The organism is Providencia sp. PROV116 (assembly GCF_028482485.1).
Lineage (GTDB): Bacteria > Pseudomonadota > Gammaproteobacteria > Enterobacterales > Enterobacteriaceae > Providencia > Providencia rettgeri.
This window is the reverse complement of record NZ_JAMPQO010000031.1, coordinates 57,610-84,544: the sequence shown is the minus strand read 5'-3', so window position 1 is coordinate 84,544 and position 26,935 is coordinate 57,610. Positions and strand designations below refer to the sequence as shown.

General features: G+C 34.6%; 23 protein-coding genes and 3 pseudogenes. 12 read left to right on the top strand and 14 right to left on the bottom strand.

What is annotated here, in order from left to right; all coding sequences use genetic code 11:
* The first annotated feature begins 1,153 nt into the window (after positions 1-1,153).
* The 4 genes from glgB to glgP all read left to right on the top strand — a co-directional run bounded on the left by glgB (position 1,154) and on the right by glgP (position 8,699).
* Positions 1,154-3,340, top strand: coding sequence for a 1,4-alpha-glucan branching protein GlgB (gene glgB / locus PSE72_RS18390; RefSeq protein WP_272536589.1), 2,187 nt, complete (start codon positions 1,154-1,156; stop codon positions 3,338-3,340).
* A gap of 154 nt (positions 3,341-3,494) precedes the next feature.
* Positions 3,495-4,778 carry a glucose-1-phosphate adenylyltransferase gene (glgC, locus tag PSE72_RS18385; protein ID WP_272691049.1) on the top strand — a complete coding sequence of 428 codons (1,284 nt, stop codon included), beginning with the start codon at positions 3,495-3,497 and terminating at the stop codon, positions 4,776-4,778.
* An 11-nt stretch (positions 4,779-4,789) separates the two neighbouring features.
* Entirely contained in the window at positions 4,790-6,232 is a 1,443-nt protein-coding gene (gene glgA / locus PSE72_RS18380) for a glycogen synthase GlgA (protein WP_272536587.1), read from the top strand.
* 13 nt (positions 6,233-6,245) lie between these two features.
* The gene (gene glgP / locus PSE72_RS18375; RefSeq protein WP_272691048.1) at positions 6,246-8,699 is read left to right on the top strand and encodes a glycogen/starch/alpha-glucan family phosphorylase; all 2,454 of its coding nucleotides are present in this window, start codon (positions 6,246-6,248) and stop codon (positions 8,697-8,699) included.
* A 718-nt stretch (positions 8,700-9,417) separates the two neighbouring features.
* Here the strand turns inward: glgP and PSE72_RS18370 are convergent.
* The 10 genes and pseudogenes from PSE72_RS18370 to PSE72_RS18325 all read right to left on the bottom strand — a co-directional run.
* Complete coding sequence (locus PSE72_RS18370; RefSeq protein ID WP_180312533.1) at positions 9,418-9,624, bottom strand: hypothetical protein; 207 nt, start codon at positions 9,622-9,624, stop codon at positions 9,418-9,420.
* 76 nt (positions 9,625-9,700) lie between these two features.
* A complete protein-coding gene (locus PSE72_RS18365) occupies positions 9,701-9,895 on the bottom strand; it encodes a hypothetical protein (RefSeq protein ID WP_117162315.1) in 195 nt (64 codons plus the stop codon).
* A 301-nt stretch (positions 9,896-10,196) separates the two neighbouring features.
* On the bottom strand, positions 10,197-10,607 hold the full coding sequence (psiE, locus tag PSE72_RS18360) for a phosphate-starvation-inducible protein PsiE (RefSeq protein ID WP_272536585.1): 411 nt from the start codon (positions 10,605-10,607) through the stop codon (positions 10,197-10,199).
* 506 nt (positions 10,608-11,113) lie between these two features.
* The gene (locus PSE72_RS18355) at positions 11,114-11,269 is read right to left on the bottom strand and encodes a hypothetical protein (protein WP_272536584.1); all 156 of its coding nucleotides are present in this window, start codon (positions 11,267-11,269) and stop codon (positions 11,114-11,116) included.
* 212 nt (positions 11,270-11,481) lie between these two features.
* Positions 11,482-11,604, bottom strand: a pseudogene (ymcF, locus tag PSE72_RS18350) (cold shock small protein YmcF); the annotation flags it as partial.
* Positions 11,601-11,813 (bottom strand): transcription antiterminator/RNA stability regulator CspE, encoded by a 213-nt coding sequence (gene cspE, locus PSE72_RS18345; RefSeq protein WP_123381878.1) that lies wholly within the window; start codon positions 11,811-11,813, stop codon positions 11,601-11,603. The pseudogene ymcF and the gene cspE, both read right to left, overlap by 4 nt.
* A 384-nt stretch (positions 11,814-12,197) precedes the next feature.
* A complete protein-coding gene (locus PSE72_RS18340; RefSeq protein WP_180312530.1) occupies positions 12,198-12,404 on the bottom strand; it encodes a hypothetical protein in 207 nt (68 codons plus the stop codon).
* Positions 12,405-14,567: 2,163 nt separating this feature from the next.
* On the bottom strand, positions 14,568-14,756 hold the full coding sequence (locus PSE72_RS18335) for a hypothetical protein (protein WP_180312529.1): 189 nt from the start codon (positions 14,754-14,756) through the stop codon (positions 14,568-14,570).
* A 659-nt stretch (positions 14,757-15,415) separates the two neighbouring features.
* The gene (locus tag PSE72_RS18330; RefSeq protein WP_272536609.1) at positions 15,416-15,916 is read right to left on the bottom strand and encodes a GNAT family N-acetyltransferase; all 501 of its coding nucleotides are present in this window, start codon (positions 15,914-15,916) and stop codon (positions 15,416-15,418) included.
* A gap of 160 nt (positions 15,917-16,076) precedes the next feature.
* A pseudogene (locus PSE72_RS18325) lies at positions 16,077-16,559 on the bottom strand (integrase core domain-containing protein); the annotation flags it as partial.
* A gap of 176 nt (positions 16,560-16,735) precedes the next feature.
* Here PSE72_RS18325 and PSE72_RS18320 point away from each other — a divergent pair.
* Positions 16,736-16,990 (top strand): hypothetical protein, encoded by a 255-nt coding sequence (locus tag PSE72_RS18320; protein WP_272536583.1) that lies wholly within the window; start codon positions 16,736-16,738, stop codon positions 16,988-16,990.
* 773 nt (positions 16,991-17,763) lie between these two features.
* Here the strand turns inward: PSE72_RS18320 and PSE72_RS18315 are convergent.
* Together PSE72_RS18315 and PSE72_RS18310 are read right to left on the bottom strand one after the other, a co-directional pair.
* Positions 17,764-18,123, bottom strand: a complete 360-nt coding sequence (locus PSE72_RS18315) for a hypothetical protein (RefSeq protein WP_272536582.1) — start codon at positions 18,121-18,123, stop codon at positions 17,764-17,766.
* 145 nt (positions 18,124-18,268) lie between these two features.
* A complete protein-coding gene (locus tag PSE72_RS18310) occupies positions 18,269-18,415 on the bottom strand; it encodes a hypothetical protein (RefSeq protein WP_272536581.1) in 147 nt (48 codons plus the stop codon).
* Between the two features lie 125 nt (positions 18,416-18,540).
* Here PSE72_RS18310 and PSE72_RS19985 point away from each other — a divergent pair.
* Both PSE72_RS19985 and PSE72_RS18305 read left to right on the top strand, forming a co-directional pair.
* Positions 18,541-18,789, top strand: a pseudogene (locus PSE72_RS19985) (glycine zipper domain-containing protein); the annotation flags it as partial.
* A gap of 196 nt (positions 18,790-18,985) precedes the next feature.
* Complete coding sequence (locus PSE72_RS18305) at positions 18,986-19,351, top strand: aspartate/glutamate racemase family protein (RefSeq protein WP_272691047.1); 366 nt, start codon at positions 18,986-18,988, stop codon at positions 19,349-19,351.
* Positions 19,352-20,029: 678 nt separating this feature from the next.
* Here PSE72_RS18305 and PSE72_RS18300 read toward each other — a convergent pair.
* A complete protein-coding gene (locus PSE72_RS18300) occupies positions 20,030-20,842 on the bottom strand; it encodes an IS3 family transposase (RefSeq protein ID WP_254178909.1) in 813 nt (270 codons plus the stop codon).
* A gap of 328 nt (positions 20,843-21,170) precedes the next feature.
* Entirely contained in the window at positions 21,171-21,365 is a 195-nt protein-coding gene (locus tag PSE72_RS18295) for a hypothetical protein (protein ID WP_254178908.1), read from the bottom strand.
* Positions 21,366-21,741: 376 nt separating this feature from the next.
* Here PSE72_RS18295 and PSE72_RS18290 point away from each other — a divergent pair, with 376 nt between their 5' ends.
* The 5 genes from PSE72_RS18290 (at position 21,742) to PSE72_RS18275 (ending at position 26,929) form a co-directional block, all read left to right on the top strand.
* A complete protein-coding gene (locus PSE72_RS18290; RefSeq protein WP_115166924.1) occupies positions 21,742-22,485 on the top strand; it encodes a glycosyltransferase family 25 protein in 744 nt (247 codons plus the stop codon).
* Positions 22,486-22,763: 278 nt separating this feature from the next.
* On the top strand, positions 22,764-23,483 hold the full coding sequence (locus tag PSE72_RS18285) for a glycosyltransferase (RefSeq protein ID WP_115166923.1): 720 nt from the start codon (positions 22,764-22,766) through the stop codon (positions 23,481-23,483).
* A complete protein-coding gene (locus PSE72_RS19980) occupies positions 23,464-23,841 on the top strand; it encodes a glycosyltransferase family 8 C-terminal domain-containing protein (protein WP_442958894.1) in 378 nt (125 codons plus the stop codon). Before PSE72_RS18285 ends, PSE72_RS19980 begins: the two co-directional genes overlap by 20 nt.
* Positions 23,842-24,551: 710 nt before the next feature.
* On the top strand, positions 24,552-25,238 hold the full coding sequence (locus PSE72_RS18280) for an outer membrane protein (protein ID WP_198641468.1): 687 nt from the start codon (positions 24,552-24,554) through the stop codon (positions 25,236-25,238).
* A gap of 416 nt (positions 25,239-25,654) precedes the next feature.
* On the top strand, positions 25,655-26,929 hold the full coding sequence (locus PSE72_RS18275) for an MASE1 domain-containing protein (RefSeq protein ID WP_213942751.1): 1,275 nt from the start codon (positions 25,655-25,657) through the stop codon (positions 26,927-26,929).
* The last annotated feature ends 6 nt before the right edge of the window (positions 26,930-26,935 follow it).

Here is a 26,935-nt window from a genome sequence, read left to right as displayed (position 1 = left end):
CCTATCACTAAACAAATATACTGAAATACGTTATCATTCCATATTAGAACTCACTAGCGATGATATTAGTTATAACTACTATCTGATTACCTGTTTTTTAAATAAGTTACTTCAGTGTACTTACTCATGGTTAACGTTATTGATGAGTTTTTTCCACCAGCTATCGAGATAAAAAATAATACATCAAGGTATTATTGCCTAGAGGTCAACATAACGTATTTTGATACGAGTATATTGTTCTCAAAGTGAAACCCATATAGAAGAAACTCTCGACGAAAACGGGTAGTGTTAAACCTTTACAAATATAAACTGGCTATCATTTAAATAAAGGTATAGATTCAAACAGCTCATTAAAGAAGCTAACACTAAAAGCGAGCATGCACGAAAAGACTATTTGGCAACATATAATAAGACATAAGTAAATCTAGAATGTTTAGCCCCTCATTAGTCATGTGAATCTATTTTCAATTTATTATTTATCTTCATAAAATAATAAATTTGTTGTGATTTAATAAAGTTAGCTTCCTAAACAGTCATGATATACTCACCCCAGAAAACACTAAAGTCCCAATGAAAAAAGAAATTTTAAGATAGCGATTTAAACATGAAGCAACTCAGTTGGTTATCATTCAAAATTACACCGCTCCTGGGTTGGATAATTACAGAACAAACAATAGAATAAAACATCATAAACATCCCCAATAACCCTTAAAAAATATAGGAATATGCTAAACAATTTTCCCTACATGTAAATGCCTTATATTTCTATATATTACATCAAATATATTAGCCAATATCTAATATAAACAATTAATTAGGCCTATTCATCGAGGGCTAAAAAATTATTCAGCCAGTCAAACTAATCTCGTTAGCCTAGCATTATATTTATGATATTTGTTAAAAGCTAGCTATCTAGTTTAGACATTATTTTAGAAAGAAAATTAACAAACCAATTTTGAGCTAATGTATTCAACGCTAAGCAACTTGCTCTATTACTATACTTTTTGTGCGAAACAAGAAAACCAAAAGATTAAAATTTGAACAGCATCAACCTATGACATACTAAATGAGTTTACTATTTTATTAACATAGTAAACATTTTTAAGGATATTCGCCAACACCACAATATTCATAACATAAAAGGAATAATAATATGCCTAAACTCCCAGACATAACTTTAATCGACCGTTTTAAGTTGGGGAAGCATGTTGATCCATTTGCAACCTTAGGCATGCATAAAACAGCGTCAGCACTTGAGATCCGAGTGTTATTCCCTGGCGCCACTCAAATTCAATTAATTGATATGCATAATAACGAAAAAATAGTAACGTTAACCCAAGTCGATTCTGGAGGTTTTTTTGTTGGCATCATTCCTTGTCGTTCCGAGCCATTTCCTTATAAACTCCTTGTACAATGGGATGATTGTGACTATTTAATTGACGACCCCTACCAATTTCCTTCATTGCTATCCCCTTTTGACCATTGGTTACTTAAAAAAGGAAAGCATTTACGTCCTTATGAAATTCTTGGGGCACACCCTGCACATATTGGAAACATCGCTGGAATCCGCTTTTGTGTGTGGGCCCCAAATGCCCAGTGTGTTTCTGTCATCGGTGATTTCAATGCTTGGAATGAACAACGTCACCCAATGAGATTTCATTTAGAAAGTGGTATTTGGGAATTATTCATTCCAGAAGCGACGCAAAAACAATTATATAAGTATCAATTAATCACTAAACAAGGTAATACAATACAAAAAGCAGATCCCTATGCTTTTCAATCTCAATTACGCCCCGAAACTGCATCCGTCATATGTGAGTTACCTACTAAAATAGTAATGACTGAAATCCAAAGTAGAGCAAACTTCCCTACCGAGCCGATGCTAATTTATGAAGTACATTTAGGATCTTGGTGCCGACATACAAAAAATAATACTTGGCTAAATTACCAAGAGCTAGCCGAGAAGCTTATTTACTATGTAAAAGATATGGGATTTACTCATATTGAAATACTGCCAATTCACGAACATCCATTTGATGGTTCTTGGGGCTATCAACCTATTGGCTTATATGCGCCAACAAGTCGATTTGGTTCTCCAGCGGACTTTCGCCAATTTGTAGAAATAGCACACACAGAAGGAGTTAATGTATTATTGGATTGGGTTCCTGGTCATTTTCCTAAAGATCCCCATGGATTAGCTCTATTTGATGGTACTCCCTTATATGAATATGCCGACCCTAAAGAGGGAGTTCAACAGGATTGGCATACCCTAATTTATAATTACGCTCGCCCTGAAGTGTGTAATTTCCTCTCAGGAAATATACTGTATTGGCAAGAGTGTTTTGGGGTTGACGGTTTTCGCGTTGATGCAGTTAGCTCTATCTTGTATCGCGATTATAGCCGCTTAGAAGGAGAATGGCTGCCGAACAAATATGGTGGAAATCATAATCTTGAGGCTATTGAATTTCTACGTGAAACTAACCGAATCCTCTCAGTAATATGTCCAGGTGTTGCAACCTTTGCCGAAGAGTCAACAGATTTCCCACAAGTCACGATAGCGCATGGTAGTTCTGGATTAGGTTTTCAATACAAATGGAATTTGGGGTGGATGAATGACACCTTATTTTATATGCAACAACCTCCTGAATTACGCAAACATCATCATCAAAAAATGTCTTTTGGCATGCTGTATGCTTTCAGCGAATACTTCATTTTACCCATTTCTCATGATGAAGTCGTACATGGTAAACAGGCATTGCTGAATCGAATGCCTGGAACATTATGGCAAAAATTTGCCAATCTAAGAGCCTATTTTGGTTTCATGTGGGGATATCCAGGTAAGAAATTAATTTTTATGGGATGTGAATTCGCACAAGAAAAAGAATGGAATCATGATTGTGCCCTTGATTGGGATCTATTAAAAAAACCGCATGGGCTTCATTCTGGTATACAGAATCTTATTCGCGATTTAAATCATTGTTATCTAGAGAACCCGCCTTTTTATGCCTGTGATTACCAAATTGAAGGCTTTGAATGGCTAGTTGTCGATGATGATAAAAACTCAGTATTTGCATTCGCCCGATATGATGATCAACATCGTGAAATCATTGTGGTGAGTAACTTTGCAGAACAGACTTATCACAATTATCGAATTGGTGTTAATGATTGGGGATATTACCGAGAACGAATAAATACAGATTCTTTTTTTTATGGGGGGAACAACAGAGGTAATCTAGGTGGTGTACAAAGTGAAGCATATGACAGTCATGGAAAATCGTATTCACTACGTCTTACTCTGCCACCACTCACCACTATTTATTTAATTCAAGATGTTAGGTAATTATTTGCAAAATTTCCTATTACAATCAGTAGCTCACATCAAATAATTTCATCATTTATTGAATGTAATACTCGCAGATATCCAGCACCGTAATAAATTAACATCGTCTTCGTTTAATTCAAAAATAGGATCTGTTCTTCGGTCAGGAGAAATTATGGCTCAATTAAAAAATAATAACCAATTAATGCTAGCTCGGCATTTGCCGAAAAAAGCTGTCGCACTCATTCTAGCTGGTGGTCGCGGAAGTCGCTTAAAGGATCTAACAGCTAGGCGTGCAAAACCTGCCGTTCATTTCGGTGGTAAATTTCGTATTATAGATTTTGCTTTATCAAATTGTTTGAACTCTGGGATCCGTAAAATTGGTGTAATTACTCAGTACCATTCCCACACATTGGTGCAACATATTCAACGCGGTTGGTCATTCTTAAATGAAGAAATGAATGAATTTGTCGACCTTTTACCTGCTCAGCAACGAGAAACAACTGATGAATGGTATAAAGGAACTGCTGATGCAATATATCAAAATTTAGATATTATCTACCGCTATAATTCTGAATTTGTTGTCATTTTAGCGGGTGATCACATTTACAAAATGGATTACTCTCAATTGTTATTAGACCACGTTGAACACGATGCTAAATGCACGGTGGCGTGTATTACTGTGCCACGCCAAGAAGCATATGCATTCGGTATAATGGAAATAGATGAGTATCGCCATATTCTTCAATTTTTGGAAAAACCAGAAAATCCGCCCGGATTACCTCATAATCCAACCCACTCACTCGCAAGTATGGGAATTTATGTCTTTAACCGTGATTACTTATTCGAATTATTAGAGGAAGACCATCGTGATCCTAATTCAAGCCATGATTTTGGAAACGATATTATCCCAAAGATAACTAAACAAGGTCAGGCATTTGCTCATCCATTTGAATTATCTTGCGTAGTAAGTACACCAGATGCTCCCCCCTATTGGAGAGATGTGGGGACACTAGAAGCCTATTTGTCAGCGAATTTGGATTTAGCATCTGTAACGCCACAACTTGATATGTATGACCGAAATTGGCCAATCCATACCTATATGGAACCGTTACCTCCTACAAAATTTGTTCAAGACCTTCAGGGGAGTCATGGCATAACGATAAATTCATTGATTTCTGGTGGATGCATTATCTCGGGGTCTGTTCTGCTCAATTCTGTTCTTTTTCCTCGTATCCGAATTAATTCATTCTGTTCATTAGATTCTGTCATATTACTGCCCGATGTCACTCTGGGACGATCTTGCCGTTTACGGCGCTGCATTATTGATCGTGCTTGTATCCTGCCAGAAGGCACAATTATTGGTGAAAATGCCAAAGATGATAGTGAACGTTTTTATCGTTCTGAAGAGGGTACGGTCTTAGTAACACGAGAAATGCTAGCCCGCTTAACAAATTAAAGGGAATAAATATGAAAATTTTACATATTTGTGCAGAGTTTTTCCCTTTATTAAAAACTGGAGGACTTGCAGATGTTATGGGAGCTTTACCTGCAGCTCAAATAAAAGCGGGAGCAGATGTCCGTTTATTGATCCCTGCTTATCCAGCTTTACAAGAAGAGTTTTCTTATACTACACATGTCGTAAACCTAAATACTTTTGCAGGTTTTGTAACTTTGCGTTACGGTACTTATAACAATGTAGGCATTTATTTGATTGATGCACCTCATTTGTACCAACGAACTGGAGGTCCTTATCAAGATGCTCATAAACAAGACCATGAAGATAATTATCTCCGTTTTGCTATATTAGGATGGATAGCAAGTGAGATTTCATGTGGTATTGATGATAATTGGCAACCCGATATTTTACATGCTCATGATTGGCATGCTGGATTAGCATGTGCATACTTGATCGCTCGTGGTCGACCGATTCCCTCAGTCTTCACAATCCATAATTTAGCATACAGAGGGTCGTTTCCGAGTGCTCTCTTCCATAAAATCGGATTAGCAAATTCATTTTTTAGTATTAATGGATTAGAGTTTTACGGTGAAATGTCTTATTTAAAAGCAGGAGTTTATTACGCAGATCAAGTAACAACTGTAAGCCCTACTTACGCAAAAGAAATTACCTATTCAGAATACGGGTATGGCCTTGAAGGGCTATTAAAAACTCGCTATGAGCAAGGGTGTTTGCATGGGATTTTAAATGGTATTGATACCACTGTATGGAACCCCAAAAATGATAAAATACTATCATATCCATATGATACCAAAAATATTCAAACCAAATTACGCAATAAAGCCAAACTTCAGGCTAATCTATCATTAACTGTCGATAACAAGAAACTCATATTCGGCATTATCAGCCGTTTAACCGAGCAAAAAGGTTTGGACTTAGTATTAGCTATTTTACCTGCACTTATTCATCGTGGCGGGCAGTTTGTTCTGTTGGGAAATGGCGATCCACAGCTCGAAAATTGCTTTAAAGAAATATCTAAACTTTATCCTCATAGCATCAGTGTTAATATTTGCTATAACGAATCCTTATCTCATCAAATTATTGCAGGCGCAGACATCATAATGGTACCTAGCCGTTTTGAGCCCTGTGGATTAACTCAATTATATGGACTGGCTTATGGAACCTTACCACTTGTTCGTCATACAGGTGGTTTAGCAGATACGGTAATAGATTGTACATCAAAAAACTTAACCAAACGTATCGCAACAGGCTTTACATTTGATATGGCAACTTCAGATGCTTTATATAGTACGGTTCAGCGAGCATTTACACTTTGGGAAAAAGCAAATATTTGGGAGCAGGTTCAGCATAATGCGATGACACAGGATTTTGGCTGGCATATCTCTGCTAACGCTTATTTATCGATTTATCAACAATTACTTTCATCAGATTAAGGATTTTTGTGTTATGACATTATTTTCTCAGTCCAATTACATATCCCCAATGGTTTCCGTTGATGAACTAAAAAAAGCAATCACTTATAAACTTGTTTTTTCAATAGGGAAAGACCCACTGATCGCTAACGACCACGATTGGTTAAATGCTACTCTATTTGTAATTCGAGATAGAATGGTTGAACGGTGGCTACGTTCAAATCGCGCACAATATTCACAAGATGTTCGTCAAGTTTATTATTTATCTATGGAGTTTCTTCTTGGACAAACACTCTCAAATGCAATGATGTCACTAGATATATACGATGAAGTCAAACAAGCATTAGATGAAATAGGATTGGACCTCGAAACTTTAATCGAACAAGAGATGGATCCTGGACTAGGCAATGGTGGCTTAGGTCGACTCGCCGCTTGTTTTTTTGACTCGATAGCAACCTTACACTTGCCAGGGTGTGGGTATGGTATTCGCTATGACTATGGCATGTTTAAACAAAGTTTGATTGATGGAAAACAAGCAGAATCCCCTGATAATTGGTTAGAATTCGGCTATCCATGGGAGTTTTCTCGGTATCATATTCGTTACTCTATCCGATTCGGAGGGAGAATTCAGCAAGAAGGTAATATGCCTCATTGGGTCGGTACTGAAGAAATCTTAGCCTGTGCATATGATCAAATTGTGCCTGGCTTTAAAACAGATACAACAAGTACAATTCGATTATGGAGTGCCCAAGCCAGTAATCAAATTAATTTAGATAAATTCAATCAAGGTGATTATTTTGCAGCTGTAGAAGATAAAAACATTTCAGAAAACGTCTCACGAGTATTATACCCTGATGACTCCTCGTATTCAGGTCGCGAATTACGTCTACGGCAGGAATACTTTTTAGTTTCCGCATCCTTACAAAATATTCTTAATAATCACTGGGTTATACATAACACTTATAACAATTTATCCGATAAAGTTGCCATTCATCTGAACGATACTCACCCCGTTTTAGCCATCCCCGAATTACTCCGATTATTAATTGATGAACATCATTTCGATTGGGAAACTGCATGGGAACAAACCACATTAATTTTTTCTTATACAAATCATACGTTGATGAGAGAAGCGCTAGAAACATGGCCTGTAGATATGATAGGAAAAATTTTACCTCGTCATTTACAACTTATTTTTCAAATAAATGATCAGTTTTTGAGGCAAGTAAAAGAGCAATTTTCTGCTGATACTGAATTTCTTCGCCAAGTTTCCATTATAGATGAAACAAATGAACGTTTAGTAAGAATGGCTTGGTTGGCTGTTATCGCATGTCGTAAAGTGAATGGGGTCTCCATACTACACAGTGACTTAATGGTTAAATCTCTATTTTCTAATTTCTCGAAAATCTTTCCTCATAAATTTTGTAATAAAACTAACGGTATTACACCACGACGCTGGTTAAGCTTGGCAAATAAACCGTTATCTCAAATATTGGACTCTTATATTGGCCCTCATTGGCGTATCGATCTCAATTTAATTTCTAAGATCAAACCGTATCTTAATGATTCAATATTGATCCATAAACTACAGAATGCGAAATTTATCAATAAACAACGGTTAGCGCATCATATAAAACAAACATTAAATATCGATGTTAATCCTCATGCTTTATTTGATGTACAAGTTAAACGAATTCATGAATATAAACGTCAATTACTCAATGTATTACATGTTATCACTCGTTACAACCGTATTTTGGAAAACCCAAATATGAATTGGGTTCCTCGAGTTGTCATTTTTGCAGGCAAGGCAGCCTCGTCTTATGCCGTTGCTAAGCAAATCATTCACCTGATAAATGACATTGCAAAGACAATTAATCATGATGAGCGGATAAATGATGCATTAAAAGTCATTTTTATTCCAAACTACGGTGTGAGTTTAGCTCAAAAAATTATACCAGCAGCAGATTTATCTCAGCAAATTTCTCTTGCAGGAACAGAAGCTTCAGGCACAAGTAATATGAAATTAGCCTTGAATGGAGCCCTCACTATCGGCACCATGGATGGTGCCACCGTTGAAATCTGCGAGCATATTGGTGAAGAAAATATGTTTATTTTTGGACATACTGCCGAAGAGGTTAAACAATTACACCAAAATAAATATAAACCCCGGGATATTTATGAGCAGGATGAAGAGCTAAAAAGAACTCTCCTCCAAATTAAGATGGGAGTATTTAATAATGAAGAACCAACACGTTACGATAACTTATTTGATACCTTGATTAATTTTGGAGATAGTTACCAATTACTTGCCGACTATCGTAGTTATATTGAGGCACAAGAGCAGGTTGATAAACTCTATCAATTACCTGATAAGTGGACCCAAAAAACCTTGTTGACCATTGGTGGTATGGGCTATTTTTCTTCTGATCGCACAATAAGTGATTATGCAGAAAATATCTGGGATATAAAACCATTATCTTTATAATTAGACTTCATTAAGCTCTAGTGTTAAAAACAAGTTAACTAAACAAAATTCTTTAAGTTAAGAGAAAAGTGAAAGATTCATCTAAAATAAAATTAATCCTAAAAAAACCAATCAAAAAGTTATAATATAATCCATTGATATTATAATAAAAATAATTAACAAAGTTTGGATTTGTCTGCTTTTATAACCATATCCAACATTCCTAATGATAACGATTAATCAGCTCTCTAATATAATTAAATAGCTTTGTAGAATGTAACAACTAGCAAAACAAACTTTAGGCTCAAATAAAAAGTTGAATTGAACATCATCAATATAAAATCAATTATTTAATCGGCTAATCCAGATTCCGCCAAATTATGGCTCAGTAATAAGACAACAGATTTAAAAATAGGAAGTTAGCAAAATCAGTTGGACTAGAAAGTACTCGTGGAATGCACGCGCATTTGAGAGTTACTAAAAGCCCACTTCGGTGGGTTTTTTTATTGCCTATCGAATATTACAGTCATTTATAATTTAAATCCACCCCATTTGACGTAGCAGTACATAGCCTAATAGTTCATAATCAACTGATATTTATTGTTATTATTAATAATTTATTGTTTTTAGTATGCTAAAAACATATTTTCTAATCCATTGATAACATAAAAAATTAATTTTGATAACCACTATTTATTCAAATATAAAACATTATTATATACTATTTAATGATTAAAACCTAACTCCAACGCCTAGACTCCATTAAATCAATTGCTATACCATATATGACAATCATGTATTTTTCTTGCTCACTTTCTCTCTGCTCTTTTAAAATTGCAGATATACGCTCTCCTGTGATGTTATGTTTTGATTCATTTAGCAACATAACAGCCCTACCAACTACTTGGCATATCCGCATATAAATTACATCTTTGTCTGTATCCATAATCACCTCTGCCTATTCACTCGACAGTAGCACTTTATTGATATAATGCCCAGATAAGATTTGTATAGTTTTCAATCTAACCAACATTTCTATGCAAAAACTCAATGGACTCATTCAATAATTTTTTATATTCATCATCTCCTGATGCTACCATCCTTTCGGTTAACTCGTTCACTAGTGTCGACTTAAATACCATCATATTTCCAAACAACAACTTGACGGTTGCATATCCGATTTCAATCATTATTTCACTTGTTCTGCTATCAGCCATAACTCACCCCTCTTTATTGTATGAAGCTTAGACAATTATTATTTAATTTCGTTTGTTTTAAATGCATTATCACTATGAAGTTAGCCTTTGATAACAAATACCACCTAAAGAATAATAAAAATTCCTTATAGAACATAATTTATAAAAAATTATATATTTCCACACCGAAAAAATTATTCTTGCTACAGCATTATATTTATAAAAGAAATTTAATTTTTACGCTGTTAACTAAAATAGTGCTAAATAAAATATAACCAGTTAAATATTTTTCAAGATAAAAGTAGCCACCTTATGACAATTTTTATTCTTTGGGTTTAAGTCTATCAGCATTAGCAATGTACAGGGCAATAATAAGTATTAGTATTGAAACAGAGTAAATAATAAAAATCTGAGGTTCATTATGTTCAACTATAATAAGCCGAATTACTGCTGTAATTGCAATATAAATAAAATATTGTAATGGAAAATGGTAATTTGACTGAAAGTACTTGATAATCAAAGCAACAAATTCAAAATATAGAAAATATATAATAAGCTCATCGACCAGCAAATAAATCGAAATGGAATCACTAGCGGAAAATAGTAGCTTCGATAAAATAATAGTTTCTTTTATTAAAAAAGAAATTAATATAATAGCAAGTAAAATCAGCGCAGCACTGCTAATCCACTGCAACACTCTACATATTAATTTTGATTGACTTAGTCCTGACATGGTAACTCCTCAGGAGTTTAACCTTTCTCATTAAGAATATAGCATCATTAAATATTTAAATGGACCACCATCGAGGCCTCGAACCTCGACGTTTAGTTTTGTCAGGACTAAATACTCTTCCAATTGAGTTAATGGTGGAATAAATTTATTTAGCTAAATTTATAATATATGCAATAATTAGAATGAATATGATAATCAGTACAAGAACAACAAGCATGTTTTGTGAAAAATTCAAAATACGTTGATAAAGATTTGACCATTTCATAAATAATACCTTAGAAATCTCACTTACCTTTCAGATAATATTTTGTAAATGCAAGAGTTATGGTAATGAGATACTTTAAATTGCTAACACTCAGAGAATTGTAATTTTTCAATTAATTACTATAAGAACTGAATTAAGAATACTACTCGCTTTAAAACATGACATAGAGCATACACTGGTTAATAGGATCTTTATTCACAACAACATAATACTTTAGAAAAGCTATTACATTTGATTAGTGTTAGTTTTTAGGGAAAATGTATCCACCACCGAGCTGGCTCCATGATGAACTATCGAACAAATAAATTACACCAAGAACGACGATAATTAGTACAGCCACAATGAGAATTTTTTTATAGATACTTAGAACTCGACTATAAAATGTTTGCTTATTCATTCGTGTTTCCTTAGGAAAGTGATTCCCTTGGATACCACATCTATTTTTTAGATAAAAGCTTGCAGAGGCAAGATTTGCTGTTCATAGCAATGGGGTATAATTATCAAACAAGCATACCACGTCAGCTTAAATAAATACGATTAATGCGATAAAACCTCATTAAAAAGAGATTTAAATATGAATCAAATTATTTATCAGCTAACTTGAGCTTTCATGACACTTTTACAAAAGATACATTTTGCACCATGTGGATTATTGATCGAAACATCAAACTGTGAAGTTCTATACTGGGATCCACTACAGCAAGGACATTTAAAATACAAATAGATTTTTATAGTGCCACCACGTTTCCAGCTGCAGGGCCTTTCATTCCATTCTCGATGGTGAATGAGACTTGTTGGCCTTCAATTAACGATTTAAAGTCATCGCTCTGAATAGCAGAAAAATGGACAAATACATCTTTACTACCATCTGCTGGAGTAATAAAACCGAAGCCTTTATCATCGTTAAACCATTTTACTGAACCAGTTAATATATTAGACATAGAAATTCCTTTAATTATTTAATATTTGCCATAAAGCATAATAGCGTTTGTTTTCAATTTTTACTTATGGGAATTAATTAGAAGGAATTCGCGATGAAGTGATATCAGGGATAACGCTAAATGGTGAACAACTTGAAACTGACTAACATAAATAGGTTTGTACGTCCAAAACAGTAAGGGCATTAAGCCACACCCCCCCGATTATAGCAAGTTTTATTTTTCACTCCACTTATAAGATAAATTATTATTTAACGAATTCCTTTTCAATACAAATCTTAAAAAAGAAATTACTTTGAAAATGACGACTTTTTCTCTGAGTTAGCACCTGTCTTACTGGAATAAATGTAAAAAATCTACAGTTTTTTTAATTTTATTGCTTATAATTTAGTGTTTCATTCTATTTTTTATACAATCAGAGCATATCTTAACAATCTTATAGCGTGATTTTTTAGCAGCTTCAATCGCTTGCATAGCATTAAAAAAGTTACCAAGGTAAAATCTATTTGCAGCCATAGGCATATTCTTGCATCCAACCTTATGTATTTTATAACCACCCAGTGGTTCAACTATAGTCTGAATATAATAATTCATTTATCTCTCCTTTATTTTTCAAAGGTGCTATACCAATATTTTTCCACCATAAATTAGTCCTCGAATATCAGCGTTGTTAAAACTCATTACTCATTTAGTTTTAGCTAACTGTCAAATAATTTTACATCCAGTATACAAGTGCAAAAGTAGCCAGAAGTAATACCGTTATAATTAACACATTTTCTGTAAATGATAAAAAACGATGATATAATGCAGATAAATTCATAGGTAATTCCTTAGGAAACGATTCCTTTAGATACCACATCTATTTTTTAGATAAAAGCTTACGAATGCAAGGTTTGCTTTTTATAGCAATGGGGTATAATTATTTAAATCACTATAACACATTAGCCATACTTTTACTTGGTTAATAACCTCTGAATGTCATTATCCATCGCAGAGTAATTTAATTGAAATAACTATCTAATTGATTTAGCTAATTATATAACTTTAATCAATAGATTAAATTTCGTAAGTTAACTGCTTTACTCTTACTAATTTTTTATTCACCGTAACTAATCTATAATATAGCTAAAAAAACCAATGTTAATTACACTAATTATGAGTAATTAAAGGGTAGATGTAAACCTAGATATTTCAAATTATTAATGATTGGTCATATCAACTTAAAGGCTGCTGAGAGGGCTATTCAATATCTGGCTACTAAAAAGCCACCAAATGGAGGCTCATTGTACACTTAATCGACTATCAATTTAAAATACTTAGAAATAATTTGCATACTTTAAAACACCTATTATGTTTAAAATGATATTCAATTGTATGAAGTAACATCTCTTAGCCTACTCCTGTGTAAGCTTTTTTTCATTAAAAATGACCCAGTAAATGCAAGAGTACTCGTTCTTTATTACTCTTTATTACAATATCTCATCATTTTCATATGTATCATTCGTCATTGTTAACTTAAGTATGTTATTAAGAATTATTTATCCTTTAGCCTACTCACAAAGTAGGCTTTTTTTTAATCTTTATCGAGTCAATTCCTCTTGTTTTTTCTTTGTTTCACATGACTTTATTCATAAATAAAAGCTACCAACGATTAGCTTATGGCTATGAATATTTACAAATATAAGATAGCTATTGTTTGAATAAACACGTATTGTCATTGGCCTCATGCAGTACACCCAGTGTCATTGGGAATAACAATAAGATTTATGCTAACTCATTGTTTACTATCCCGTGACAAGGATATAGTGAAATTACTGCATTATTTGCTCATCCATGATGGGCTATTTTTTTATCTTTAGTCCTCCAGTTGCAGAGCGCCATGTTCTTCCGAGCCTAAATAAGCAATCAAACCTTCATAATAGATTTCAGTACCAGCAAAAATGATCGCCACTCCAATACTATAAGATGATTACCCTCCTTCTTGTTCAAACCCATGAAAAGAGTTAATTTATTCTAGTGTTAATACAATTCTGTATTTGATCCTATATTTCCAGACACTTTTTATCAATTACCTTAAATGAAAAAACCACCAGTGATCAGCTGATAACTATAAACCTTTACAAATATAAGTTGGCTATTATTTGATCAGTAATGTACTGTTGACTAACTCATGTAGTACACCTACTCATTAGGCATAATAATAAGACATACTGTAGCCCATAATTCAGACCCTCATTAGACACGTGGGTCTATTTTTTCTCTCCACTCCAACATCTTAAATCGCCTCTAATTATAACAACAGAGGACAAAACTAACTTGTAATTATAAATAATTATAAACACATGCTAACCATAGAGATCTATGATGCAACGAATTCTACTATTGTTTTTAATATCAATACCCCAATTATCATGGGCTTCATATGTCAACTCATGCAATCTGGATATTAATATTCTAGAAAATACTTCCGCACAAACGTCTTGTCTTGATATGGATGAAAATATTTGTAGCCACAAGGAAATATCTATTCTAGTTAGTGGGAAAATAATTAATACAAGGCCCTCTGGCCGCGCGGATAAGGGATGTCATCAATATATAGACAAAAAATATCGACAATCTTTATCAGTGGGAGATCCAAAGCTAAGCCTTAAACGAGGCGACATCGTAATACTGCATGAAACATTTGAGGAGGACAGTCGAAATCCAATGAGCCGCTATACGCTATTTATTCGTATTAAGAAGTAGTTAAATGGAAATTTAACCTAATTTTGTATGAAAAAGACAGTCTTTAGCTTCAAGTAACTTGCGAAGCCCTACTGACTTTTCAGTATCATCAGGTAACTGTGCACCCATCTGCTTAGATAGATCGCCAATCGGCTTACTAACTTCTTGTAAGTGAGCGAGTAAATGTTGGTATTCAAAATATTTCATAATTGGGTTAGACATTTAGTACTCCTATTGATATTAAAAAGCACCCTAATTGGAGGCTCGTTGTTGTTCTATTTCCCATATTGCTTTCTTGTCTAAAACATCCACTTGCAGCAGAGATAAATCAGACCTTCAATGACTCCCCATCCGCGCACCGCACATACAATACCGAGGATAAGGAAAGCTGACACATATGAATCATTAAACATGATGCTTTCCTTCTTTTAGTTATTGCTTCTAGTCGCTTCAATCTCTCGAATACCTTTTAATTGCTCATTAGCTTTATCTAAAGCTGATAACAAAGAGTTATCCATAGTACCGCTTGGCAATAAGTTAATGTGCTGGCAGTAGTGGTACTGGTTCGGTTAGTGTTTTGGAGATCGGCGCACATTGACCTAGGAATAATGCTCCTGCCGCTGTAGTAATTACTCCGAGAGCATAGGAAAAAGGGCTTGAGTTTTTTTCATGCATACGCATATCCCCACCCTGCGGAGTGTTCCGGTTTATTGAATTAATAAGTAGCCATCCGCAAGATCATTGCAGTAATTAAACTATATGTGGATGATTTACTGTGACTATTTACAAAGAAAGGCCACACTAGGTAACCTTTGTAATTGATTGCTAATTAAACTAACTTGCCACTCAGAGCTATCTGATAGATGATTTTATATTGTTATTTATTGTTCCAATATATAAATACAGTCATCGAACAAAACTCCGCCAATAGCGTAATTATCTTTAATGATTTCTGTAAGGGTAAATCCATTTTTTCCCAGAACTCGAGCTGATGCATTGTTTCCGCCAGTAACCACAGCTTGATACCGTGAAATGGCGGATAATTCAGGTAATGCCAATAAGGCTGCTAATGAGTCCGTTGCTAAAGACATACCTGAAAACTCACTCGCTATCATATAACCAACCTCAGCCACTGGCTTGCCACTTTCTCGAACCATCTTTAAGCCAATTAGCCCCATTGGAATCCCGTCAACTTCTCTTCTGATCACTAAACATAACCAATGAGAAGACTCCAAGTCCCACTCTGGTAGACGGCCTTCAAAGGCATCTTTAATTTGCTCATCACTTAGTGGGTCAGAAATAAACCTCATTATTCCAGCGTCGCTATATAACTTCCTAAAAAAATCCCAATCTGCTTTCGTTATTTTTGTTAGGCTAAACATCATTTATTCTCCAGCAATATTTTTATGATATTAGTCTCTTTCTCCCTATTAAATCATTAATATCATAAACATCAGCAGCAAAAATCAACAAACCAAGAATAAATATTTTCCCTACAGAGTGTTCAGATGCTTAGTTAACAGAAATCCACTGTAATTGCCCCTATATTTCCAGACACTTTTTATCACTTATTTCATTATGAGTTCGACGCCGCAGGTACTCTCGCGGAAAACGATAACCCAGTTCACGGTGAGGATGCCATTCATTGTAATGCTCGAAGGCTGCCGCAAGATTCTTTACTGCCGTTAATCCATTAGGTTTTGGCATTAAACTTATGTAGTCTCGCTTCATGATTTTTACAAAGCTTTCAGCAATACCGTTACTTTGTGGACTACGTACCGTCGTATGTCTAGGGGATAAACCAACTTGTTTAGCGAACCAGCGCGTTTCATGGGCTCGATATGCTGAACCATTATCGGTCAACCACTCTACTGATTTTGTCGGTAACCCATTACCGAAGCGATACTCCACTGCACCCATCATGACATCTTGCACGGTTTCACTGTCAAAGCCTCCCGTGCTAGCTGCCCAATGAAGGGCTTCTCGATCACAACAGTCTAAAGCGAACGTGAAGCGCAGTTCTTGTAATAATTTATGGAATATTTTGTTGTTAGAAATGGTGTTGTAGAGGCACATACTGAGAGTGTATTTATTTAGGTTCCCATTGCATGTAACCACTTCAGACTGAGTGGTTATTTCATTCCCTAATGCCACTAACTTGTGTATAATTTAATCACCAACGTAAACAAGGAATGAATTGTATGTCTAGCACAATCAATGAATTATCTTTAAATGAGTTGGTTTCTCAGATTGATGAGATTAAGGCTGAAAATAGTGCCATAGAAATACTGTTAACTATGGTTATTCACCAGCTAAGCAATGAGCAAAAGTCGCGAGTTAAGTTAAGAGCTTATGAGTACAATAACCTCATCGCTAAAAATGGAGATTCAGAAGCGGAAAAGGGCTCTGCTATACGCCATGAGACTCTTAGTAAAATTCTTGATGCCGTAATTTAATCCTCCAATCTATTAATGACTTCTACATAAATGTAAGCATATCTTATTTAGATATGCTTTTGACTTACAATTAATCTATAAACTTTATATCTATCCTTTTGCCGGATATTCACAAATCTTGCGCCCCTTTCGTTCATTACATCAGGCTATTACTGGTATAAAGTGGCTTTAGTATTTTCCACAATGAAAAGGAAGCATTCAACTTTATGAATTTGATAACTCTTGTGTAATTTCGCTGTCGCATGAATGTAATAGTTAATATGCCTTCCCATTTATATACAAAGGGGTACAGCTAATATGAACCGCCATCGAGGCATCTAACCCCGACTCTTAGTTTTGCTAAGACTAATTGGTCTTCCTGTTGAGCTAATGGCGGTATAAAGTTATTTAGCTAGATTGGTCAGATAGGAAACAAAAAGAATGAATAGCACAACCATTACAACAGCAATAATCATATTCTGTGAGAATATCACAACGCGCCTATAGAAGGTTGACCATTTCATGAGGAGCTCCTTGGGAGTTACTCCCTTGGATACCACATTTCTTGTTTAGATAAAAACTCGCAAGTGCAAGATTTGCTTTTTATTGCAATGAGGTATGATAACTTAGACACTATAACACATCAACTATAAATTAGCGCGATTAATAATCAGAAAGCAAAAAAACCGCCATTGCTGACGGCTCTATACCGCAATCCAGATTTACCTAGTATGGGACGCCATGATTAAGTAAATCGGAGTGGTATTTATTTTTTTCAAGGCCGCCGTACAGCATTAATTTAATTTATATCCATACCCTGCACATTGCTCAATAATACTGTTGTACTTGTATTCATTATCACCAACGAGGACAACTCGACGTAAGTCAATCTGACCTATAGGCGCAGGCATTGAAAGAATAAAAGGGATTGTCTCTTTATTTGATTCAGCGAATGACCCGCAGTATGCATCATATGGATTAGCAATCATTTTGCCGAGTTTAAACTTTGCAGATGCTGGTAATTTAAGGTGGTTTTTTATTAGGCTAACTACCTTTGCTTCTTCCTCCTTATTCAGATCTCTCTCCGCTGCTAAAGTGCTGCTTGATACAGCCATAATTGAGATGGTTAGTACTACTGAGAATAATCTACTCATTTAATTATCCCTCATTAAATATGAACATCCGATATCTATTTAATTTAGGTCGATAATATTATTAAAGATGAAATGATGAGGCAATAAAGAACCCCGCATTCCGATATTTCATTCTATGATTTTGGTTGCAACGCATTCACTCTTATCACAATAGCATCAAATTTGCGTAGTTCACTAATACCTTTTTACTATCTATCACTTTTACTTTATTAACTACCTCGTTATCCATTTCTAGAGTCACATCCAGCATAGCTAAACAACCATCAACAAATCCCTCAGCGACTTTGATCATTTGACGAATTCGTCCTTCACTCAGTTTCTATTTTTTGCAATACTACATTTAGATACTCCGTAAAGGTAATGCAACACTATCAAGCCTAATTCTTCTTCTTTTCAAACGTAGGTGGATTTGTTGTAGGAGCCAAAGCAGGTGCAATCATCGGTTCATTCATCCTCCCTAGTGTTGGCATAATTATCGGTGGTGGAATTGGAGGTACCACAGGTAAAGTATTCGGTAAACAAATTAATAATCTTGCGGGCCAAGGGTTTATAAAACCGAAAGATAATACTCGAAAACAAATAAATGTAACCTTAAGACTTACTTATGGCTACATAAAGAAAAAATCACTATTGGGATTATTTATGAACTTTAAAAGCATAGCATAAACCACGGTATCGTTTGTAACAGTTAGTATCAATTGTCAAAGTGCCATCACTTCAAATCAATATTCTAATTCAAAGAACTACGACATTACCTTTCCATCACAGTGAAACTTAAAGTATGAAGGCGTTGATTTCGATCTTGGCATTTATAGTTGTAAAGATTTAGCACAACTACAGTCAAATGCTCAACGTAAGCAGTTTGGAAAAACAAGTTGAAAATTTTGGCCTAGCAAACCGGTTAGCTTCCGTGAGAACTGTTTCAATGACAGGCGCAGAAATCGTTAACAATCCAGATAAAGCTTATGAAATGATAGTGAAACTCAGCGATACCTGTGCACAAAAAGATGGGGCATCCTGTGTCATTTTGGGGGGAGCTGCACTCGCAGGTTTCCCCGCAATCCTTCATGAGCGAGTAAGTGTTCCACTGATTGATAATCTCGCAGTAACCATTTCAACGGCACTCACTCTAGCAAAGTACGTTCCCCAGCCAAATCGTAACCAGCAAACGCCATCACCTAAAATGGGCAGCCAAAATTTATCACCAGAACTTTCTGATTTTCTTTAAAAAAAACAACAGATTAGTTAAAATTACACCAATGAATCTATCGAAGGTACTATTAATATCTATATGAATACGTCTCAATTAATGAAGATAGATATTAAAACTTATGTTAACCGAAAAATATTATGGCCCGCATTAGGCATGTGGGCCTTTTTTAGTTTAATTTCTAATTGACTAATTATAATTTACCTTCAGTAAAACCCACATTTCACAATAATTATCAATAAGTTAAAGTTTCTGGTTAATTTAAATTATGGCCAATAATATTCAATACCGTAAGAACTAAGGATGTTATTCTAGGTTTTAAACAACATTATTCATATCCTGAACAACATCCATTATGTTTTATACAAGAGCCAATAATGAATAAACCTTAAAGGTTATTAGAAAATTAATAGTATTACAGCCACTATGAATATTTCCAATATGAAAAATTATACCTTATTTAAAGCTAACCGAAAAAAATATAGTTTTTTACGTGAATTTAAGTAATCATAGACTCAAGAAATAAACTAATTCATTTTTAGGCACCTTATTAGGCACTTTTGAAAAGTTGAATTGAACATTAGCACTATAAAATCATTTAGTTAAGCGACGAATTCAGACTCCGCCAGCGAGTTACTAAAAGCCCACTTCATTCAGGTCATTCTGAAGTGACCTCATAAAGTTGGACACTTTTAGTTAAGCGGCTTGCAAGGCCTGATTTCGATATTCAACCGGAGTCAGGCCTTTTAATTTGACTTTGATCCGCTTGGTATTGTAGCACTCTATGTATTCGTCAATTTTATCAATGAGTTCATCTGCATTTTGAAAATGATGACCATGACACATTTCTGATTTTAATAACCCGAAAAAATTTTCAGCAACGGCACTATCGAAATAATTACCCTTATTTGACATACTTTGTTTAATCCCATTATCAGCGAGCTGTTTCTGATAGCTAGGGTTTCGGTATTGCCAACCTTGATCACTGTGTAATAACGGTTTTTGTGTTTTGGTTAATCGAGATAATCCACTTTTTAGCATCTCTATAACCAACGTTAAGTGTGTGTTTTTAGCCACTTTATATGCAATAACCTCTTGATTATATAAGTCAATTATAGGTGAAAGATACACTTTTTGTTCATTCACTTTAGACTCTGTCACATCGGTTACCCATTTTTCATTCGGTTTTGATGCCGTAAAATCTCTTTTAAGATGATTAGGTGCTGTTTTTCCTACGTCACCACGATATGAACGGTATTTTTTGGCTCTTACTGTCGATTTTAAGTTAAGCCGTTTCATTAACCGCTGTACCGTCTTATGGTTGAGCAAAATACCTTCATTTCTCAGTGTTAAATGGATGCGGCGGTAACCATAACGCCCTTTGTGTTCATGGTAAATACTCTCAATACGCACAAGTTCTTGCGTATACTGTTTAGGTCTTTTCTGCGCGCTAACATGATAATAAAAGACACTTTTTGCAAGCCTTATGGCATGAAGTAAGTGATTCAATGGGTATTTATCTTTCAGAGCTAAAACAACTAACGTTTTTTCTTTGTTTGTCGTCGTTTCATTTGTTTCAGCTCTTCCAACTTTTTTAGGACAGCATTTTCCGCACGCAGATACGCAAGTTCCTCTTTAAGTTCCTCAAGTGTTTTTCATCGTCAGAACAAACAGCTGCTGTGCGGGGGAGTTTCATTGGTGGTCTTCCTCTAGGTCCACATTCAAGCCCTTTGAATCCATTTTCATTATATCTATCAAGCCAGATAGAGAGGATGCCAGACGTAGTTAAGTTCAGAATGGCGCTAGACCAATCATTTGTCCACATAAGTTTCAGTGCCTATAACCTTGTTTTTGCACAACGTAAATGGGGAGTGGGGAGGAACACTTTATCACCATGGATGGCAACGACTTGTGCCCAATATCGAATTTGGCGAGAGGATATGGAATATATTTTAGAAAGCTTTCGAGATGCTTCTCCTGCTAAGCATTGGTTAGCGATGATAATTTTTAAATCGCGGCTGTATTTTGACATTAAAAGACCCCCAATAATTGGTAGTCCAACTATTGGGGGTCACTTCAAAGTGCGGGTTTTCTTTTTTGTAAAAAAGTGAAATTAGATATCTCATTTCACCTGAATATCAACTTGTATTTTGAAATAGGTGATAAGCCACACCATAACGGTAGCTTTTTGCTGTTAGATAGCGTTACTATTTGATAGTATAAATCCTCTATTTTTTCTCGATGGTGTAAATAGCTTACTACTTTTTACATACTGATAGAAAAGCTAAAAAATTAGGCATGTAACTTGAGAGTAATTGTCATTATCGGTTCAGTGATTGCCATTTGTGTAAGTGCCATATTCTCGGCGCTATAATACATCATTAAATCAACCCTACTTAGGTATTCAAGTGATTGTTTTTATTATCAACCTAAAAGAAAGTTCTGAGCGTCGAATGAAAATGCAAGCTCAACTCGATAAAACTAAACTAAAATATGAATTCATCAATGCGGTAAACGGAAAAAATCTATCAGACACTGAACTTAAAAAGGCTACTCATGACTACCCAAATTGCATGCTAACAAAAGGTGAAATTGGGTGCGCACTAAGCCATTTATCTATTTATAAAAAAATGGCAAATGAGAATATCGAACAGGCATTAGTGCTAGAAGACGATGCTATATTACCTCATAACATCGAAGATATAATTTCACAAATAAAATTTTTTGATAAAATCAGAAAGCCTAACATATTTTTATTATCTAAAATAGATAGTTACATAAAAAATCAAAACCTAAATGATAATATTTTTAAAGTCTATCAAGCTATTGGCTCCCATGCATATGTTATAAACGTAAAAGCAGCAAAAAACATCATTAAAATTCAAAGCCCCATCAAATATGAGTCTGATATGTGGAGGTATTTTAGATATTTTAATTGCGCGAATATTTATGGGCATATCCCTACTCTGGTTATCTCTGATGATGAATCAAAACTAAATTCATCCTTGGAGGAAGGTAGAGCTCCTTTATTAAAAGCTAGAGAGCGTTATAGAAGCAATCTAAAAAAAATGTTCAAAAATTATCAATACTATCGAATACGAGATATGCTATTAAAGAAATTCTACTTTACCATTAAAGAGAATATTGAATGATAGGAATGCGTTAAGTTAACTTTGCGCTTTTCATCTTAATTAAGACCCAATCATTCCTTATACTGGCCTAAACTAGAATTTTTCATCTGTTAACTATACCACTACATACTAGAGTTTTTCCAATGTAGTACTATATCCATTAATTAAATGTCATTTAAAAACATGAAAAACCTTGACAACCTATGCTAAATCAGCATTTAAACACATAATAAGGGCTATGACACATCTCATTTCAGAGCTATAATTCATGATAAACTAAACATAAATTGGATACATAAATGATTTTTTTTGAAAATGCAGTACAGGGAAAAACGTCATTCACCAACAAAGATGTAAATAAAGATTTATCAAAGAAAAAATTTAATGTTGCATATGGTGCCGATAAAAATTTCTTGTTCGGCACAGGAGTATCCATTGTCTCTGTTCTGCTAAATAATAAAGATATAAATTTCCACTTTCATGTTTTTACTGACTTTTTAAGCGATAAAGATATTCAACTATTTAGTCAAATTAGTAAGCAGTACAAAACTAGCGTCACACTCCATACGTTAAATATGGATATATTAAAAAAACTACCAACAAACCAGGTATGGTCCCATGCTATTTATTTCAGGCTTATTATTGCCGACTATTTTTATAAGAAATGTGACAAAGTTTTGTATTTGGATTCTGATGTGGTTTGCACCGGAAGTATTCAAATTCTTAAATCACTAAATTTATCCTCTATGCCTATCGCTGCTGTTATGGATATCAGTGAGCCTCATTCGGTAGAAATGGCTAACTTATTTAACGTTGAAGGGATTAAAAAAGGATATTTTAACTCGGGCGTTATGCTGATAAACCCTGATGAGTGGAATTATAGGCAGCTAACTGAAAAATCAATGTCAGTATTTACTGATAAAAAATTACAACCAGTTATCAAATATTATGACCAAGATGCTATTAACATCGCTGTTCATGGTGATTGGTTAAAATTAGATAATATTTTTATATCATAGAATAAACTTAAATGATAGATATAAGCATAAGAAAAACAACGATATTTCTAATGCTGTTTTTGTACACTTCATTGGTTCGACTAAACCTTGGCATAATTGGTCTAAGTATTATCATGAAGTTCGTTGCTTCCTAAACGCCAAAGAAAAATCTCCATGGAAAGATATAGATTTAATGACACCTCAAAATATCACACACCACAAGTATGCGTCTAAGCACTTTAGATACAAAGAAAAATATTTATCATCATTTTATCATTATGTTCTATACACGATTTTAAAAATAAAAGGGAAAAGAGGTAATAATATTTGGCTTTCACAATTAAAAAATAGAAAGCCAAACAATAATGTATCTCTGTAGTTATTAGTTTTAACTAACTCGATACCGCCCCATCAGCATGATATAGGCGTTTGTTACTACCAAAGCTGTTCCTAAACCTAAGTTTCCGTATTCCCTGAATAGGTATAAGTGTGCACATCATTGCTCGAAGTTGAACCAGTCCAAGTTTTAGATACATCAAAAACATATTTATGTGAGCTTCTTATTAGAGAAAAAATAGATTTCTACTTTTCAGATATAATGAGAGATAAACGTTTATTTATGCATAAGAATAGTAAAAATAATGAAATTGATTATAGAGAAATAGCTATTCAGCTAAAAAAAGAATTTATGAATATTTTCTCTATAAATCAAGCCGTATAAACTGAATGTAAAATACCTCCAAAGTACTTACACAATGACCTCCATGTGCACGCCAAGTGCACATGATTGAAGCTTAGTAAAGATACCCTTTAATAATCAACCAATTAAAAAATTACGGACACGGGTTCAACCCCGCCAGCAAAAAAGAACGGCAAGTTTTATATCTTTTAAGGATAAAAAAATCTTAGCAATATGAAGCATTAATTAGAAGATGAAATGCTCATTTCATGAAGAATGCGGTAATCCAAGTAACATCTATATCATTTTGTTGAAATAAATTGAACATATCAATCAAATAACTCCCCTTTACTAATAACCACTACCTGCAATAATCCCATCTCAATATAATACACAAAGGAAACTATAACATGACTAAATTACACTTATTATTAGTAATTGCTGTATTTGGAAGTGCAGCTGGAAATGCCTTAGCCTCTACGAATGATGAGGGCTATTATGGTGCTGCAAGGCTCTCGAAGGTATGGCAAAAAGCAGATAATATGGATACCAGTAGTAGACCTGGTATTGGTCAATTTGTCTCGGGTGATGATAAAGATGATTTTTATAATGGCTCTTTAGCTGCTGGCTATCAATTTGGTAATGGTTGGCGTACAGAAGCAGAATATACTTTCAATAAAAAGGCAGAATATACAAGTGGATCAACCACTTTTCCGACCAGCTTGAATCACCATAAAACAGAGTCCCAACGATTAATGCTAAATGCTTACCGTGATTATGAAATTTATCAGGGAGTTTCTATTTATGGAACCGTTGGTGTTGGTATCGCAAAAGTAAAATCGTCTGGATGGCAAGGAAATGTTTCACGTCAATACGCAAGTAACACTGATACAAACTTGGTATATTCTCTCGGTGGCGGCGTCAGCTATGAACCTATTAATAAACTCAATTTTGACTTAAGCTACCGTTATGTGGATCTAGGTAAAATCGAAAGTGGCATGAACCGATTTGCTAATGCTCGAGGCTTACAAGACGAGCAAATGAAAGCACACCTTAAATCTCAAGAAGTTGTATTTGGTGTCAGATACTTATTTTAGTATTTTTATAGTGTTATCTCATTGGTATTGTCTCAAAAATAGCTAACTCTTGTTAGCTATTTTTAATTGTGGTGGACACGCTCAATTTTTGCCATTATTGCTCGGCTACTGCTTTATATAACGTGGGTATCTTTCACGAATAGCTGTCTATGAAAACAACAAGCCGTGTTTTTCTTTTTAAGAAATTCAGATTAGGTGCGCTATTGGCTTTTTCTAGACGCGTAATGTTCATTGAAGTACCTACAGCGCCGAACTCAGAATAAAATAAAAAGTGTCTAAAAATACAGGAAAAAATATAATAATAGCTATACCTCAAGATATCATTTTGATATTTTTTGAAAAGAGAAATGATGTAGACCTTTTCGCATTAAGATAAGGCCAAACATAACTTTATGATGCATAACCTGAAATAAACTATGAAAACATCTTTACTATCAAATAAGACTACGTTAATCGTAATAATAGGATGGCTATTACTTTATTACGTAACAGGTGAAATCTCCGAAATACTGACACCAGAGAACTCAGATATTTCTGTTGTTTGGTTTCCTGCGGGGGTCGCAACAACCGCTTTTTTATGTATGCACAAACGCCAATGGCTACCATTACTGATTGGCTTCATTGTATTAAACTTAATTCTGAATGGCTTTGATAGTGAGCAAATCACCCTTTCACTTATATACGCCGCTCTGGCAGTACTTTCTTGTATTGCTATTGCTTGGATTGTCCGTAGGTATGCTCAACGAGGAGATGATCTGCAACTAATATTGTTATGGCTATCGGCAACAATAATTGTCAGTTTTGCAGATGCAGTTCTATTTTCTATCAGTTTGTATTGGCTTGATAATACATCACTTAATGATATTTTTTGGGATGGTTTTATTGCTGATATTACTGGCAACATCTTTGCCACAACAGTGATTATGGGGCTAATTAATACCCATTTCAAAAGGGTGGTGCCTTCTTTCAAAATTAATATAGTTTGGGGAAGTATTGTTTTTATTCTTCTTATTATTAGCACTATATTAATATTCAATGATACTGCGATACAGATATACCATTCCTATTTTTATCATCATCGTAATACTGCTAAATTATCGCTACTCTGTATCCCTATTTTGCTTGCTGTTACCCTGTCTATGCTGTGGGGAAACAGAGGGGGATCAATAGCACTATTAATACTTGCCACTATTACAATCTATTACACTCGTAATCAGCACGGGCCTTTTTATCTTCATGGCCTATTTCGCCATGAGTCACTGTGGTTAATACAGGGGTATTTGACCGTAATATCATTATTAATGGTTTTTTTACGAGTTGTCGCTCGAAGTACTCATAGTATTGATGACACACAAGGAGCTTATAAACCGCAGCACCTAGTATATCAACTTAATCTAGATAATGGTGCTATAGAATGGGGAAATACAGATTGTTCATATCCGAAGGCTGATTTAACAACCCTTTCCGATCTAAGGCAAATTATGGAATCTATTCATCCTGACGACCGAGAAAAACTCGCTCGACATTGGGAACAAGAGCAAGCTCAAACCACTCTTCCAATAATAACCTTTTGTCTGAAAGATAAAGAAGGTCGTTGGTGGAATATAGAAGATCGTGGAAGTGTTATTTTTAGTCATAACAAGCCAGTAATGATTGTTGGGAATTGGTTTATTTTAGGTGAAGTATCCTAAAATTGA

Coding starts and splice junctions, on each gene's coding strand:
- PSE72_RS18330 (WP_272536609.1), bottom strand. CDS start 15,916: ATGTTTAGCCTAACAAAAATAACGAAAGCAGATTGGGATTTTTTTAGG.
- cspE (WP_123381878.1), bottom strand. CDS start 11,813: ATGTCTAATATATTAACTGGTTCAGTAAAATGGTTTAACGATGATAAA.
- PSE72_RS18320 (WP_272536583.1), top strand. CDS start 16,736: ATGTCTAGCACAATCAATGAATTATCTTTAAATGAGTTGGTTTCTCAG.
- PSE72_RS18355 (WP_272536584.1), bottom strand. CDS start 11,269: ATGAATAAGCAAACATTTTATAGTCGAGTTCTAAGTATCTATAAAAAA.
- glgB (WP_272536589.1), top strand. CDS start 1,154: ATGCCTAAACTCCCAGACATAACTTTAATCGACCGTTTTAAGTTGGGG.
- PSE72_RS18370 (WP_180312533.1), bottom strand. CDS start 9,624: ATGGATACAGACAAAGATGTAATTTATATGCGGATATGCCAAGTAGTT.
- psiE (WP_272536585.1), bottom strand. CDS start 10,607: ATGTCAGGACTAAGTCAATCAAAATTAATATGTAGAGTGTTGCAGTGG.
- PSE72_RS18280 (WP_198641468.1), top strand. CDS start 24,552: ATGACTAAATTACACTTATTATTAGTAATTGCTGTATTTGGAAGTGCA.
- glgA (WP_272536587.1), top strand. CDS start 4,790: ATGAAAATTTTACATATTTGTGCAGAGTTTTTCCCTTTATTAAAAACT.
- PSE72_RS18335 (WP_180312529.1), bottom strand. CDS start 14,756: ATGTCTAACCCAATTATGAAATATTTTGAATACCAACATTTACTCGCT.
- PSE72_RS18340 (WP_180312530.1), bottom strand. CDS start 12,404: ATGAATTATTATATTCAGACTATAGTTGAACCACTGGGTGGTTATAAA.
- glgC (WP_272691049.1), top strand. CDS start 3,495: ATGGCTCAATTAAAAAATAATAACCAATTAATGCTAGCTCGGCATTTG.
- PSE72_RS18365 (WP_117162315.1), bottom strand. CDS start 9,895: ATGGCTGATAGCAGAACAAGTGAAATAATGATTGAAATCGGATATGCA.
- PSE72_RS18275 (WP_213942751.1), top strand. CDS start 25,655: ATGAAAACATCTTTACTATCAAATAAGACTACGTTAATCGTAATAATA.
- PSE72_RS18285 (WP_115166923.1), top strand. CDS start 22,764: ATGATTTTTTTTGAAAATGCAGTACAGGGAAAAACGTCATTCACCAAC.
- PSE72_RS18315 (WP_272536582.1), bottom strand. CDS start 18,123: ATGAGTAGATTATTCTCAGTAGTACTAACCATCTCAATTATGGCTGTA.
- glgP (WP_272691048.1), top strand. CDS start 6,246: ATGACATTATTTTCTCAGTCCAATTACATATCCCCAATGGTTTCCGTT.
- PSE72_RS18295 (WP_254178908.1), bottom strand. CDS start 21,365: ATGTCAAAATACAGCCGCGATTTAAAAATTATCATCGCTAACCAATGC.
- PSE72_RS18310 (WP_272536581.1), bottom strand. CDS start 18,415: ATGATCAAAGTCGCTGAGGGATTTGTTGATGGTTGTTTAGCTATGCTG.